This is a genomic window from Streptomyces sp. CB02056 (genome assembly GCF_001905545.1).
Taxonomy (GTDB): domain Bacteria; phylum Actinomycetota; class Actinomycetes; order Streptomycetales; family Streptomycetaceae; genus Kitasatospora.
In genome coordinates this window covers 94,614-108,234 of record NZ_LIPD01000004.1, presented here as the reverse complement: position 1 = coordinate 108,234, position 13,621 = coordinate 94,614, and the positions used below count along the sequence as shown (strand labels likewise).

Annotated in this window: 12 protein-coding genes; 7 read left to right on the top strand and 5 right to left on the bottom strand. The window is 74.6% G+C overall.

Going from position 1 to position 13,621, the window contains the following annotated elements; all coding sequences use genetic code 11:
* Positions 1 to 24: 24 nt before the first annotated feature.
* The 3 genes from AMK13_RS12410 to AMK13_RS12400 form a co-directional block, all read right to left on the bottom strand.
* Positions 25 to 3,273 (bottom strand): error-prone DNA polymerase, encoded by a 3,249-nt coding sequence (locus AMK13_RS12410; protein ID WP_074002263.1) that lies wholly within the window; start codon positions 3,271 to 3,273, stop codon positions 25 to 27.
* Positions 3,274 to 3,433: 160 nt separating this feature from the next.
* The gene (locus AMK13_RS12405; RefSeq protein WP_241852855.1) at positions 3,434 to 5,146 is read right to left on the bottom strand and encodes a DNA polymerase Y family protein; all 1,713 of its coding nucleotides are present in this window, start codon (positions 5,144 to 5,146) and stop codon (positions 3,434 to 3,436) included.
* Position 5,147: 1 nt separating this feature from the next.
* Positions 5,148 to 5,783, bottom strand: a complete 636-nt coding sequence (locus AMK13_RS12400; RefSeq protein WP_079272076.1) for a hypothetical protein — start codon at positions 5,781 to 5,783, stop codon at positions 5,148 to 5,150.
* A gap of 363 nt (positions 5,784 to 6,146) precedes the next feature.
* On the opposite strand from AMK13_RS12400, the gene AMK13_RS12395 reads away from it, so the two are divergent.
* The 3 genes from AMK13_RS12395 to AMK13_RS12385 all read left to right on the top strand — a co-directional run bounded on the left by AMK13_RS12395 (position 6,147) and on the right by AMK13_RS12385 (position 8,289).
* Entirely contained in the window at positions 6,147 to 6,848 is a 702-nt protein-coding gene (locus AMK13_RS12395) for an ArsR/SmtB family transcription factor (protein ID WP_079272075.1), read from the top strand.
* Positions 6,845 to 7,612: an SRPBCC family protein gene (locus AMK13_RS12390; RefSeq protein ID WP_074002261.1), complete on the top strand. Its 768-nt coding sequence runs from the start codon at positions 6,845 to 6,847 to the stop codon at positions 7,610 to 7,612. Before AMK13_RS12395 ends, AMK13_RS12390 begins: the two co-directional genes overlap by 4 nt.
* A gap of 104 nt (positions 7,613 to 7,716) precedes the next feature.
* Positions 7,717 to 8,289 (top strand): dihydrofolate reductase family protein, encoded by a 573-nt coding sequence (locus tag AMK13_RS12385; protein ID WP_074002260.1) that lies wholly within the window; start codon positions 7,717 to 7,719, stop codon positions 8,287 to 8,289.
* Between the two features lie 58 nt (positions 8,290 to 8,347).
* Here the strand turns inward: AMK13_RS12385 and AMK13_RS12380 are convergent, their stop codons facing one another.
* Positions 8,348 to 9,187 carry a class I SAM-dependent methyltransferase gene (locus AMK13_RS12380; protein ID WP_074002259.1) on the bottom strand — a complete coding sequence of 280 codons (840 nt, stop codon included), beginning with the start codon at positions 9,185 to 9,187 and terminating at the stop codon, positions 8,348 to 8,350.
* 123 nt (positions 9,188 to 9,310) lie between these two features.
* Here AMK13_RS12380 and AMK13_RS12375 point away from each other — a divergent pair, with 123 nt between their 5' ends.
* Positions 9,311 to 9,901 (top strand): DinB family protein, encoded by a 591-nt coding sequence (locus AMK13_RS12375; protein WP_074002258.1) that lies wholly within the window; start codon positions 9,311 to 9,313, stop codon positions 9,899 to 9,901.
* Positions 9,902 to 9,977: 76 nt separating this feature from the next.
* Here the strand turns inward: AMK13_RS12375 and AMK13_RS12370 are convergent, their stop codons facing one another.
* The gene (locus tag AMK13_RS12370) at positions 9,978 to 10,535 is read right to left on the bottom strand and encodes an ATP/GTP-binding protein (protein ID WP_074002257.1); all 558 of its coding nucleotides are present in this window, start codon (positions 10,533 to 10,535) and stop codon (positions 9,978 to 9,980) included.
* Positions 10,536 to 10,893: 358 nt separating this feature from the next.
* Between AMK13_RS12370 and AMK13_RS12365 the strand changes: the two genes are divergently transcribed.
* The 3 genes from AMK13_RS12365 to AMK13_RS43455 all read left to right on the top strand — a co-directional run bounded on the left by AMK13_RS12365 (position 10,894) and on the right by AMK13_RS43455 (position 13,193).
* Entirely contained in the window at positions 10,894 to 11,490 is a 597-nt protein-coding gene (locus tag AMK13_RS12365; protein WP_241852854.1) for a hypothetical protein, read from the top strand.
* Positions 11,491 to 11,615: 125 nt separating this feature from the next.
* On the top strand, positions 11,616 to 12,752 hold the full coding sequence (locus AMK13_RS12360; RefSeq protein ID WP_074002256.1) for an SUKH-4 family immunity protein: 1,137 nt from the start codon (positions 11,616 to 11,618) through the stop codon (positions 12,750 to 12,752).
* A gap of 117 nt (positions 12,753 to 12,869) precedes the next feature.
* Complete coding sequence (locus tag AMK13_RS43455) at positions 12,870 to 13,193, top strand: DUF6191 domain-containing protein (RefSeq protein WP_049653768.1); 324 nt, start codon at positions 12,870 to 12,872, stop codon at positions 13,191 to 13,193.
* Positions 13,194 to 13,621 lie beyond the last annotated feature (428 nt).

Below are 13,621 nucleotides of genomic sequence, written 5' to 3'. Positions count from 1 at the left end.
CAGGCACACGCCGGCCCGCCCCGCTCAGAGGCCGATCCGGAGCGGGGTGAGCCGGGTGGCGACCAGGTTGGTCGCACCCCGGTCGCGCTCGACGCGGCCGTGCACCAGCAGCCCGGCCCGGTCCAGGGCGGTGCGGCGCTGGGACTCCCAGACCGGACGGTTGCAGATCACGTTGATCAGCCCGGTCTCGTCCTCCAGACTGAGGAAGAGCACCCCGCCGGCCGTCGGCGGCCGCTGCCGGTGGGTGACCAGGCCGCCGACCACCACCTCCGTTCCCGGTGGCACATCCGGGAGTTGGGCGGCGCTGAGCGCGCCGCCGCGGTCCAGGTGGGCGCGCAGGTGCTGGAGCGGGTGGCTGGTGGCGGAGGTGCCGGTGGCCCACAGGTCGGCGATGGTCTCCTCGACCGGGCTCATGCCGGGCAGCTCCGGCGCCTCGGTCCCGGGGGTGGTGCCGGGGATCAGGCCGTCCGAGATCCCGGCGAACGCCCCCGCCGCCCACAGTGCCTGACGCCTCGTCAGTTCGAAGCAGTCGAAGGCCCCCGCCGTCGCCAGCGCCTCCAGGGCGGGACCGGGCAGGCCGGTGCGGCGGGCGAAGTCCTCCAGGTCGGCGTACGGCTGCCCGGCCACGATCGCCTCGGCCTGCGGGGTGCCGATGCCGCGCACCGTCTCCAGGCCGAGCCGGATCGCCGGCTGCGGGCGCCCGGCGGTCAGCGGCGGTTTCGGGGTCGGCCCCCGGTACGGCTCCAGGGTGGGCCGCGCCCCGCTGGCGTTGACGTCCACCCCGCGCACCCGCACGCCGTGCCGCCGGACGTCCGCGACCAGGCTGAGCGGCGAGTAGAAGCCCATCGGCTGGTTGGCCAGCAGGGCGCAGGTGAAGGCCGCCGGGAAGTGGTGCTTCAACCAGGCGCTGGCGTACACCAGGTAGGCGAAGCTGATCGCGTGGCTCTCCGGGAAGCCGTAGTTGGAGAAGGCCTCGATCTTGCCGTAGACGTCCTCGGCCACCTCGGCCGGGATGCCGCGCTCGGCCATCCCGGTGAGCAGCCGCTCGCGCAGCCGGGCGACCCGCTCGTGCGAACGCTTGGCGCCCATCGCCTGGCGCAGCCGGTCGGCCTCTTCCGGGGTGAACCCGGCGCAGTCGATGGCGAGTTGCATCATCTGCTCCTGGAACAGCGGCACCCCGAGGGTCTTGCCGAGGGCGTTCTCCATCAGCGGGTGCGGGCAGCCGGGCGGTTCCGCCCCGGCGCGGCGGCGCAGGTACGGGTGGACGGAGCCGCCCTGGATCGGGCCGGGGCGGATCAGCGCCACCTCGACCACCAGGTCGTAGAAGTGGTCCGGCTTGAGCCGGGGCAGGGTCGCCATCTGGGCCCGGGACTCGACCTGGAACACCCCGACGGTGTCCGCCCGGCGCAGCATCGCGTACACGCCCTTGTCATCGTCCGGGATGGTGGCCAGGTCGTAGCGCAGGCCGTGGTGCTCCGCGACCAGGTCGCAGGCGTCGTGCAGGGCGGCGAGCATGCCCAGGCCGAGCAGGTCGATCTTCACCAGCCCGGCCCCGGCGGTGGACTCCTTGTCCCACTGGAGCACGGAGCGACCGGGCATCCGGGCCCACTCGGTGGGGCAGATCTCGCCGATCGGCTCCTTGGTGAGCACCATGCCGCCCGAGTGGATGCCCAGATGGCGGGGCAGGCCGTGGAGCTGGGCGGCGAGTCGGAGCACGTCGGCGGGGATGACGGCGTCCGCGCCGGGGGCGGAGCGGAAGTCGGTCTGCCGGCTGAACGCGTCCACCTGCCCCTGCGGGTAGCCGAGCACCCGGGCGGCGTCGCGGATCGCCAGCCGGGGCCGGTAGGTGATCACGTTGGCGACCTGGGCGGCGTGCTCGCGCCCGTAGCGGCCGTAGACGTACTGGATGACCTCCTCGCGGCGGCGGTTCTCGATGTCCAGGTCGATGTCGGGCGGCCCGTCCCGGGCGGTGGAGAGGAAGCGTTCGAACAGCAGCTTGTAGTGGACCGGGTCGACGGCGGTGATCCCGAGGGCGTAGCAGACCGCCGAGTTGGCGGCCGAGCCGCGGCCCTGGCACCAGATGTCCCGGCTCCGGCAGAAGTCCACGATGTCGTGCACGATCAGGAAGTAGCCGGCCAGGTCGAGGTCCTCGATCACGTCCAGCTCCTTGGCGAGCTGACGGCGGGCGGCCGCGTTGCCGGAGCCGAAGCGGGCCGGGCCGCCGGCCGCGACCAGGGCGCGCAGGTGGCCGATCTCGGTCCCGCCCGCGGGGACGGGGAAGCCTGGCAGCTCCGGGTCCAGCCGGGCGAAGTCGAAGGCGCAGGCCCGGCCGAGCTCGGCGGTGGCCCGCTGCACCCCGGGGAAGCGGGCCAGCCGGCCGGCCATCTCGCGGCCCGAACGCAGGTGCGCGGTGCCGGCCGCGCTGGTCCAGCCGACCGCGTCCTGGAGGGTGCGGCGCTCGTGCAGGGCGGCGAGGCTCTGCGCGAGGCGGCCCTGGGCGGGGCCGGCGTGGTGGGCGTTGGTGGAGGCGACGACGGGGAGCCGCGCCTTCGCCGCGAGGGCGGCGAGGGCGTCGTTGCGCCGGTCGTCGCCGGGCAGCCACTGGTCGATCAGCTCGACGTGGACGTTCTCCGGACCGAACGCCTCGGCGAGGGTGCGGAGCCGGCGCTCGGCCTCGCCCTGGTCCGGGCCGTGCCTCCCGGCGAGCGCGGCGGGGACCCGGCCGAGGCGGCAACCGGTGAGCACCGCCCAGTGGCCGCCGTGCGCCCCGGCGAGCGCCCCGAGGTCGTACACCGGGTTGCCCTTGGCGCCACCGGCCAGCTGGGCGGCGGCGATCGCGGCGGAGAGGCGCCGGTAGCCGGCCGGGTCGCGGGCGAGGACCAGCAGGTGCTCCTCCGTCCCGCCGTCGCGGATCGTCAGCTCGGCGCCGAACACGGTGGCCAGGCCCGTGCCCCGGGCCGCCTCGGCGAGCCGGACGGCGGCGTACAGGCCGTCGTGGTCGGTGATCGCGAGGGTCTCCACGCCGAGCCGGACCGCCTCGGCGACCAGGTCCTCCGGGTCGCTGGCGCCGTCCAGGAAGCTGAAGGCGGAGTGGACGTGCAGTTCGGCCCAGGGGGTGGCGGGCTGCTCCGGTGCGGCGGGCTTCTCCGGTGCGGCGCGTTCGGGAGCCGGGACGGGGCGGCGCAGCGGGACGACCGTACGGTCCGGCGCCGCGCCGGTCAGCCGGCGGTGCAGCTCGCTCCAGGGGAGCGTGGGGTGGCTGGTGAAGCCCATCGGGGGTTGCCTTCGTCGTTCTCGTGCTCGTCCTGCTCCCCCCTGCTCGCCTTCTCGGCCTTCTCGGTCTTCTCGGCCTGCTCCCTTCGGCCCTGCCCTTGCGGGCCTGCTCCGTTCGGCCCTGCCCTTGCGGGCCTGCTCCGTTCGGGTGCCGGGGCCGCTAGTCGTAGCCGGCCTCCAGGTACCAGGCACCCCCCTCCACGGTGAGCAGCAGCGCCCGGCCGCCCTCCACCACGACCTGGAACCGTGCCCGGCGCCGGGCCAGCGACTGGTCCCACCAGTACTCGACCGCCGGCCAGGGCCCGGTCCAGCCGTCCACCCGCTCCTCCCGGCCCCGGACCACGACCAGGGCCGGCCGGGCCGACACCCCCGCCCGGCCGTCCACCGTGACCGGCCGCCCGGCCCCGTCCAGCACCCGCACCGGCGCCGGCTCCCGCAGCACCACGGCGGGCCACACCTCCGGCAGCCGCCCCGGCCACGGCGCGTCGGCCGGCACCGCCGCCTCGTACGGCTCGCCCCACGGCACCTTCACCGCCTGCTCGCCCGGGCCGCGCCCGCCGCCCGGCTCGATCCGGCGCAGCCCGGCGTGGCCGAGCACCGCCTGCACCCGGGCGACCGCCCGCTCCACCCGGTCGTCCGCGACGGCCTGGCCCCACAGCGCGAGCTGGCGGCCCTGGTCCGGGGAGAGGCCGTCGGGGGCGAGCCGGAGCAGGGTGAAGCCGGTGTCCTCCCCGCCCTCCCCGTTGCCGTTGCCGTCCCCGTCGCCGTCGCCGTCGCCTGTGCCGGTGAAGGTGCCGGTGCCGATGCCGGTGAAGGTGCCCGCGCCCTGCCAGGCCTGGAGCTGCCAGCGGACCCGCTCGGCCAGCGCCGTCGCGGACAGCCGGCCCTCGTGCCGCCACAGCCGGGAGGCCGTCCGGCCGTCCGCGCAGGCCACCTCGACGGCCACCCGGCGGCAGGTCAGCCCGGCCCCGGCCAATCGCTGGTGCAGCTGCTCGGCCAGCGCGCGGGCGACGAACACCAGCGGTTCGGCCGACGGCTCCGGCGGGTCGAAGCGCTGCTCGACGGCGAGGTCCGGCTCCTCGTCGCGGGGCACCAGCGGACGCGGCTGCAAACCGCGGGCCAGCCGGTGCGCGACCGTCCCGGACGGGCCGAAGCGGTCCGCGACCGACTCGGCCGGCAGCGCGGCGAAGGCCCCGACGGTGGGCAGGCCGAGCCGCCCGAGCAGTTCGGCCAGTGCCTCGTCGCCCAGCGCGCTCACCGGGTACGGGGCGAGGAACTCCGCCGTCCGTCCGGCCGGGACCAGCACCCCGGCCCGGGCGGCGAGCACGGCGGCGAACAGGCCGTCGGCGACGCCGACCCGGGCCCGGGGGGCGGTGGCGGCCGGTGGAGGGGCGGTGGGCTGCCGCTCTTCGACGGCCGGCGCGCCCGGAACGGCGTCCGGGACGAGCGGCTGCCCGAGGGCGTCCGCCACCGCCCTGCCGACCTTGTCGGCCAGCGCCTCCTCGCCGCCGAAGTAGCGGCCCGGGCCCTTCACCGGGATCGCGCACAGGCCCGGGCGGATCACCTCCACCCGGGGCGTGAACGCCTCCACCGCCGCGACCACCGGCTCGAAGCGGCGGGTCTCCGCCTCCGGGTCGCGGTCGCGCAACTCCAGCTCCGGGCAGAGCCGTTGGGCCAGCTTGAGCCGCTGCCCCTGCCGCACCCCGGCCGCCCGGGCGCCCTCCGAGCAGGCGAGGATCCGCCCGCCCTCGGTCACCGCTACCGGGTCGTCGCCGGTGACGGCTGCCACCGGCCAGTCCGGGCACCAGACCACCAGCACCCGGGGGGTCCTGTCGTCCGCCGTCCCGGATGCCATCGCTGTCTCGGCCGTCACCTCAGACCACCGCCGCCACGCGGGGTGCCATCGGCTCCGCCGCCGGTATCACCGTGGGTTCCGCCACCGGCTGCGGCTGCTCCTGGAGCGGACGCACCGCGCCGTACTCGTCCGGCAGCCAGAGCCGGGCCGTCCGGCCGCGCACCGCCGAGCCGCGGCCCTCGGCCACCACCTCCACCTGTCGGCCGACGAGTTGTCCGTGGCCGTCGCCCAGTCCGAACCAGCGCCCGGAACGCACCGCCAGCCGCAGTGCCGCGCCCGGCCACGGTCCGGCGACCAGCAGCACGCAGCCGCTGCGCCGCAGCACCGCCGCCAGCCGGGCGGCCAGCTTCGGCGGCACCGGCCCGTCCGGGCGCAGCATGATCAGCTCGACCGCGCCGGCCAGCACCGAGACCACCTCGGCCCAGTGCGGCCCCGGGTCGTCCGCGACCAGCAGCCGGCGCAGGTCCAGCCCGTACCCCTCGGCGGCGGCCAGTCCCAGGTCCGGCAGTCCGACCGCCGCGGCCCAGCCGCCTCCGGTCTCCTTCACCCCGGCGGCGAGCGCCAGCAGCAGCCCGGTGTCCCCTCCCGCCACCGACACCGCCGTCCCCCGGCGCAGCCCGGCCTCGGGCAGCACCTCCCGGAGCGCGGACGGCACCGGCAGCAGCCCCCGCCCCTCCCTCTGCTCCCCGTCCTCCCCCTGTTGCCCCCGTTTTCCCGGCACGGCAGCCGGGGACGCCACCGGGCGGAGCACGGGGCGTGCGGTCTGCTCGGCGGTTGATTCGAAAAAAGGTTCGAAAACGGGCACACCCCCAGGATCGAACATTCGTTCGCAAAGATTCAAGTCCGATCCGTCCACCCCGCCCGTCACTCTCCGCTGTCCCGCCTCGGCGGGGCCGCGCGGATCGCGGCGCGGCCGCCGGAGGCTCCGGCACCGGACGGGCGACACCGTTCATCCGACCGGACTACCGACAAACCTTCTTTCCTTGACAAATTTTTTTGTCGGATGGATGCTGGAACGGTGCTGGAAGTCGCCGTGATCGAAGAACCCGCCGCGGCCGAGGCCTCGCTGGACCCCCTGCGGTCACGCCTCCTCGCCGCCCTGACCGAGCCCGCCTCGGCCGCCATGCTGGCCGCCCGGCTGGGCCTGCCCCGGCAGAAGGTCAACTACCACCTGAAGGAACTGGAGCGGCACGGCCTCGTCGAACTCGACGAGGAACGCCGCAAGGGCAACGTCACCGAACGGGTGTACCGCGCCACCGCGGCCTCCTACGTGATCTCCCCCAGCGTCCTGGCCGCCGTGAGCCCGGACCCCGCCCGCTCCCCCGACCAGCTCTCCGCCCGCTGGCTGCTGGCGCTCGGCTCCCGGCTGGTGCAGGAGGTCGGGGCCCTGCTGACCGGCGCCTCCCGGGCCCGCCGGCGGGTCGCCAGCTTCGGCATCGACGCGCAGGTGCGGTTCGCCTCCGCCGCCGACCGGGCCGCCTTCGCCGAGGAACTGGCCCAGTCCGTGGCCACCCTCGTCAGCCGCTACCACGACGAGTCCGCCCCCGGGGGCCGCAGCCACCGGGTGATCGTCGGACTCCACCAGATCCCCGCCGCCCAGCCCGGCCCCGGGGCGGAGCAGGACGGGACCAGGGCGGAGCAGGACGTGACCGGCACGGAACAGGCCGGCCCCGGCACGGAACAGGCCGTCACCCGGGCGGACCAGGAGGACCGACGATGACCCACCCGTTCGAGATCGAGCTGGAGACCTCCCTGCCGGTGAGCCCGGAACAGGTCTGGGAGGCGATCGCCACCGGACCGGGGATCGACTCCTGGTTCATGGGCCGCAACGAGCTGGACCCGCGCGAGGGCGGCACCGCCGTCATGGAGACCGGGGGCCACCGCGCGGAGGCGGTCGTCACCGCCTACCAGCCCGGCAAGCGCCTGGCCACCCGTACGGCCACCGGCGAGGACGGCCGGTTCATGGCCTTCGAGTACCTGATCGAGGGCCGGGACGGCGGCGCCACCGTGCTCCGCGTCGTCCACAGTGGCCTGCTCGGTGACGACTGGCAGGACGAGTACGACGCGCTGCGCCGCGGCTGGCCCTTCCACCTCCACACGCTCCGCGAGTACCTCACCCACTTCCCCGGCCGTACCGCCGTCCCCGTCTTCGCCGCCGCACCGTCGGGCGGCCGGACGGAACCGGAGGTCCGGGCCCTCCTCGCCCGCGCCCTGTCGCTGCCGCTCCCGGTCGCCGCGGGCACCCGGGTCCACGGCGAGCCGGCGGGCCTGCCGCCGCTGGACGGCGAGGTGGTCTGGGCGGACGACGAGCGCTTCGAGGTCCGCACCGCCGACGGGCTCTACACCTTCCACCACGGCTCCGGCCTGGTGCTGATGTTCCACCACCTCTTCGGCCCGACTCCGGGCGGGGCCGGGGGCGGAGCCGGGACCGGGGCCGAGGCCGAGGCCGCCTGGCAGCGGTGGCTGGCCGGAGCCCTCGCCTGACCTTTCGGACCTTCGGTCCATCGGACCTTCAGACCTTCAGATCTCCTTCAGATCTCCTTCAGACCCGACAGAAGCAGAACCGCACGAGAACCGAGGTACCACCCATGCGCTCCCTGATCAGCACCGCCTTCATCTCGCTCGACGGCGTCGTCGAGGGCCCCGGCGGCGAACCCGGCTACCGCAACTCCGGCTGGACCTTCAAGGACATCGAGTTCCTCCCCGAGGCGTTCGAGATCAAGGGGCGGGAGCAGGAGGAGGCCACCGCGATGCTGCTCGGCCGGGCCAGCTACCAGGCGTTCAGCCCGGTGTGGCCGGACATGGCGGAGTTCGCCCACTACAAGACGCTGCCGAAGTACGTCGTCTCCACCACCCTCGCCGAGGCCGACCTGGTGTCGAACTGGGGCGAGACCAGCATCCTGCGCTCGCTCGACGAGGTCGCCGCACTGAAGGAGACCGAGGGCGGCCCGATCATCGTCCACGGCAGCGCCACCCTGAACCACGCCCTCTCGGACGCCGGCCTGATCGACCGCTACCACCTGCTCGTCTTCCCGCTGCTGCTCGGCGCCGGCAAGCGCCTGTTCAGCACGACGGACAAGGACGCCCAGAAGCTGAAGCTGGTCGAGTACGGGGCCTACGGGAACGGCATCCAGAAGCAGGTCCTCGACGTGGTCCGCTGACCGCTCTCCACTCCTCCTCTCCATCCTCCCCCGTGGGAGCGTTGACGGCCCCGGACCGTCAACGCTCTTCCGTGGTGCGCCAGATGAACACCTCACTGCTCGGCTGCCGCTCCGAGAAGAGCCCCGACAGCGAGGTCCGGGCGAGGAGGCGGCGGAGGTCCGCCTCGAAGGCCGGACGGCGATCGGCGAAGAGGTGCGGGGCCGAGAAGGAGAGCGCGAAGACGCCCGCGACCGCGTCGTCGGCCGTGCGCTCCAGCGGCCGTCCGCCCGGGACGACGATCCGCTGCGGGCCGGCGTAGCCCGCCCGGGCGAGGACGGCGGCCTCGTCGCCCGGCGTGCCGTGCGGCAGCAGCCCCTGCCCGGCGCGGCGGACCGGGCCGAGGTAGCGCCGGACCAGCCCGTCGATCGCGGCGTACGGGACCGGCGGGTGCGGCAGCCCCTCGGTGGGACGCGGTTCGCCCTTCAGGTCCGAGACGTGCGCCAGGGCACCGCCGGGCCGCAGCATGCGCCGTACGGTCGCCGCCACCAGGTCGCGGTCCATCCAGTGGAAGGACTGGCCGAAGACCGCCAGTGTGAAGGTGCCGAGGCCCGGCGGCAGTTCCTCGGCCCGGGCCCGCACCCAGGTGGCCTTGGGCTCCTCGGCGCCCACGCGGCGCGCCTCGGCGATCATCCCGGCATCCGGGTCCACCCCGACGACCTCGTCGAACAGGTGGGCCAGCCCCAGCGCCAGCGTGCCCGGCCCGCACCCCACGTCGAGCAGCCGCCCCCGCCCGTCGAGCCCCAGCGCCCCGGCCAGCGCCTCCGCCAGTCCAGGGGCGTACGGGAGCCTGCCCCGGGTGTAGTGGGCGGCCGTTCCGGCGAACAGCGTCTCGTCCCAGGACCAGGCGTCGCCGGTCATGGCTGCTCCTCACAGGTCTGTTTCGGGTGAACAGGCTTGATCATGGCACGGGTTGACGCCTGGTCGGGGCGGGTGGGACCGGAAATCAATGGACAGGCATCATGCGATCAACAGACTGATCCCATGACCACTGCAGATGACAAGAACGACCTCCGGATCTACATCCAGGACGCCCGCGACGCCCTGCTCTGGAAGCTCGAATGCCTCTCCGAGTACGACCTGCGCCGCCCGCTCACCCCCACCGGAACCAACCTGCTGGGCCTGGTCAAGCACGTCACCGGCGCCGAGGCGCTGTACTTCGGCGACACCTTCGGCCGCCCCTTCCCCGAGCCGGCCCCGGTGTGGATCACCGGCCAGACCGAGCCGAACGGCGACCTGTGGGCGCGGGCGGACGAGAGCACCGACGAGGTCGTCGGGCGCTACCGACGGGTCTGGGCGCACTCCGACGCCACCATCGAGGCCCTGCCGCTGGACGCCGTCGGCAAGGTGCCGTTCGGCGCCCGCCATGAGCAGACCCTGCACCGGGTACTCGTCCACATGATCGCCGAGACCCACCGCCACGTCGGCCACGCCGACCTGGTCCGCGAACTCGTCGACGGCGCCACCGGCCAGCGCTCCGACGGCGCCAACACCGCCCCCGGCGACACCGACTGGTGGCGGGCCCACCACGACCGCGTGGAGCGGGCGGCCCGGGAGGCCGGCGGCCTCGCCTGAGCCGGAGAGCACCGGGAGGACGGCAGCATCGCCTGAGCCGAAGAGCGCCGGGAGGGCGGAGGAGCGGCCGGGGATCTCAGCCTCCGTGCCGGGCGGGCGCGCCGACGTGCCGCACGACGGCCGCCGCCCGGTCGGCGAGCGGCCCCGGGGCGATCGGGACGCACACGTACCCGAACCCGGCATAGGCCTCCCGGTGGATCCGCTCGAACCGCAACGACTCCTCGTACGAGATGCGCCGCGCCTCGGTCGGGGTGACGAAGCCCGGGCTCTCCACGAAGAACACCTCGCGTTCGTACACCTCCTCCGCCCGGATGCGATTCAACTCCCGGGCGAGGAAAGGGGTCACGGGATGACCGAGGTACACCGCCAGGGCGTACGTGCACACCGGCGAGCGGTCGAAGAACCGCACCTCCCCCGGCCCGCCGACGGCCCCCTCCTGCCGCTGCCGCTGCAGGGAGACCACCGCGTCCACGAACGACGGGTCCGTCCACGGCTCCGGCACACCCTGGGCCTGCCGCAGCGCGATGACGTCCGTGGCGGCCTCCTCGACCACCGGGTAGCCCGCGCACTCCAACCACCGCAGGACCGCCGTCTTCCCGGCCCCCGGGGTGCCGGTCAGCAGATAGCGCTTCATCCCCGCACTCTACGGGGCCGGGGGTGGCGGGTGCGGGGCGCCGTAGGGTGTCGGACATCGGGGGCAGGGCACGGGCACACGGGAGCATGGGGCATGGGGGCATCCGGCGTGACGGACGAGGGGCAGGGCGCGAGGACGGCCGTCCGGTGCCCGGACTGCGGGGGCACCGCCGTCCGCAGCGTCGGCCAGTTCCTGCTGCACGGGCGGGAGTTGCGGTGGGATGCCGAGCGGTTCTGCCCCCAGTGCGTAGCCGTCTGCTGCGACCGGGCCAGGAGGCCGCGCGGGGCTCCCGCTCCGGCAGACCCGGGAACTCCTCGACGAGCTGAGGGACTTCGGCCTGAGCGGGACGGCCGTCGAGATGGCGTACTGGCGAGTGCGGCTGACCGAACGGGGAGTCGCGACGGAGACGGCGGACGGCTTCGGACGGGCGTACCGGTACGTGGGACCGCCGGAACTGTGGCCGGGGGACGACGGCGGGACGGGCACCGGACGCGGCCAACCGGTACGGACAGCAGGCGAGTTCGCCGCCTGGGCGGAGGAGCGGGCGGAGCGGACGGCGGCGGAGCTCGCGGAGCCGTTCACCTTCGTGGTCGGCCTCGGCGGCACACTGCGGCTTGCTCCGCACCGTAGCGAGCATGTGGCCTGCGCGGGTGGTGAGTTGGTGCTGAGCGCCGGGGAGATCGGGTTCCGGCGTTCGCGGGACGGCTGGGAGGTCGAGACGGTCGGCAACCATTCCACCGGCTACTGCCCCGACACCACCTCCTGGCCCGCCGTCGCCGCCGCCCTCACCCTCGTCGGACTCCCGCACCCCGGCGCCTTCACCCACGCCGCGGTCTTCCGCCGCTGCCCGCGGTGCGGCAACTGCAACCTCGTCCGCGAGGAGCACTACGCCTGCGCCTTCTGCGACGCGGACCTGCCCGAACACTGGAACGTCGACGAGGTCGCGCTGCCGTGACCCGGGCGGGCCACCGCACACCTCCCCCACCCACAGCACACCTCAGCACTGTCAGGCCGGACCGCTAGGGTCTGTGGGTCACGGGGCAGGCCGGGAAAGGGTGGGGGCACGTGAGGTGTGAGCGGGTGGCGGAGCTGCCGGGTGGGGTGGTGCACGCGGGGAGCCGGGAGTTCCTGGTGCGGGAGGGGCTGCCTGCGGCCGGGGCGTTCCTGGACTTCGAGGCGCTCCGGGGCGGGGAGCTGACGGCGTTCCCGGCGGAGGCGGAGCGGCTGTTCGTCCTCGGGGAGACGGAGTACTGCACGCCGTTCGCCGCCGGCGGCAGCCTGGTGCTGCTGGACGGGGTGACCGGTGAGGTGTTCCTGGACAACGGCGGCCCGCGGCGCGACCTGCTGGCCTCCGGCCTGACCGCGCTCGCGGGCCTGGTGCGCGAGGTCGACGCGGTGGCCGAGGCGGCGCTGCGCCCGGAGGCGCTGGACGGGCGGCGCGGACCGGCCGTCCTGGCCGAGGTGCTGGCGGGGGCCGAACGGCGGATGCGGGAGATCGATCCCGGCCTGTTCGGCGACGGCTCCGCACCGCCCCCGCACTGGGGCACCGCGCTGCTGGTGCGGGCGCTGGGCTGGGGCGCCCTGCCGGGCGGTCCGGGCGGGCCCGCGTACGCGATAGCCCCGGAGCTGGTGGCGGAGCTGGCCGCGCTGACGGACGAGGACGGCGGCCCCGGCCGGGTGCACCGCTTCCGGCCCGCCGAGCTGCCCGCCGCCCTGGTCCACGAGCCGACCCGGCGGCTGCTGACCGAGGTCGGCCTGCCGCTGGGCGGGGCGATGTTCGGGGTGTGCGAGGAACCGCTGGTCACCATGGGCGAGGCCTACCCCGAGTACTTCGACGGCGAGGAGGAACGCCCGTACCAGCGGGACTTCCTCGCCCTCGGGGACTGGCCGACCGACCTCACGATCGCCCTGGACGGCGCCACCGGCCGGCTGGAGCTGCCGGACTGGTACGACGACGGCCACCCCGAGGCCTACCTCAACCGCGACCTGTCCGCCCTGCTCTACGCCCTCTGGACGTACGAGCGGCTGCGCGCCGAATGGGACCGCTGGGACTACGGCCGGGCCCGGGAGACATGGTCGGTGTTCGATCCGCAGGCGCTGCTGAGCGCGGTGGTGGACCGGCTGGTGGAGGCCGTCGACCCGGAGGCGTTCGCCTCGCCCGGCTGCTCCTGGCGGCTGCTCGCCGAGGACGGCCACATGGGCGGCCTGCTCGGCTGAGCACCCAGGAGCCGTTGCCGCCAGTGGGCGACAAGCCCGGTCGGCGGCCGATCGGCGCCGCCGTGGACGGCGGCAACGGCCAGGAACGGATGTGTCACCTCCACGCGTTGGACCGACATGGTGATGATGGCGGGTCTGCTCCTCATGGCAGTACTGGTGATCGTGCCCTTCACACTGGCCTCGATCCGGCATCTCGTGGTTCGATCGGGCAGCCCGCGATGGTTGTGCCGCCGTCTGACCACCCGGACGCGAAGGAGCGGGCTCGGCCTTGGCGCCACCGCGACCGAGGAGTTGCACGCCTTCTTCAATGCCAACAAGCGCGTGCAGATCGAGCAGCGGCGGACTCAACTGGTCCTACGGGACGACGACCACGCCGGCGCCCCGCCTCGCCTGGGTGTCGACTTGGGCGCCGGCACCGCAGTCGTCCGACAGCAGCGGTAGTTCACCCTCCTTCTCCTTGCGCCCGACGCGTGCTGGAGCCTGCCGAACTCGCGGACGAGCCCTGGGCAGCGGCCTGGGGAGCTGTTCCTGGACAATGACGCGCTCGCCCTCGCCGTTGGGTTCCTCGAAGGCGGCGAAGTGGCGTTCCAGGAGGTCATCGGAGACGGTGACGCTGTTCACCGCAGGCCCGACACCGAACTCATGCTCACCCGACGGGCCACCTGCCGGTCACCCGGTGGCCGATCCGCCGGGCCGGTACGCCCCGAACCCAGTCGCTCCCAAGGCCGTGAGCTCCCCACCACCCGGCGGTCACGGCGGACCGCGCCACTCCTGCTTCACCGTCCGGGAGAGCGCTTGGGGTCAGCGGGTGGCACGTCGGTCCGGGCGTAGGCTGGGCCGATTCGATCACTCGCGAAGGCGTCGAAAGG

What these genes read in the sequence shown, in the direction of transcription:
- AMK13_RS12410 (WP_074002263.1), bottom strand. Translation starts at nt 3,273, where the DNA reads ATGGGCTTCACCAGCCACCCCACGCTCCCCTGGAGCGAGCTGCACCGC.
- AMK13_RS12390 (WP_074002261.1), top strand. Translation starts at nt 6,845, where the DNA reads ATGACCCACCCGTTCGAGATCGAGCTGGAGACCTCCCTGCCGGTGAGC.
- AMK13_RS12385 (WP_074002260.1), top strand. Translation starts at nt 7,717, where the DNA reads ATGCGCTCCCTGATCAGCACCGCCTTCATCTCGCTCGACGGCGTCGTC.
- AMK13_RS12380 (WP_074002259.1), bottom strand. Translation starts at nt 9,187, where the DNA reads ATGACCGGCGACGCCTGGTCCTGGGACGAGACGCTGTTCGCCGGAACG.
- AMK13_RS12375 (WP_074002258.1), top strand. Translation starts at nt 9,311, where the DNA reads ATGACCACTGCAGATGACAAGAACGACCTCCGGATCTACATCCAGGAC.
- AMK13_RS12370 (WP_074002257.1), bottom strand. Translation starts at nt 10,535, where the DNA reads ATGAAGCGCTATCTGCTGACCGGCACCCCGGGGGCCGGGAAGACGGCG.
- AMK13_RS12365 (WP_241852854.1), top strand. Translation starts at nt 10,894, where the DNA reads ATGGCGTACTGGCGAGTGCGGCTGACCGAACGGGGAGTCGCGACGGAG.
- AMK13_RS43455 (WP_049653768.1), top strand. Translation starts at nt 12,870, where the DNA reads ATGGTGATGATGGCGGGTCTGCTCCTCATGGCAGTACTGGTGATCGTG.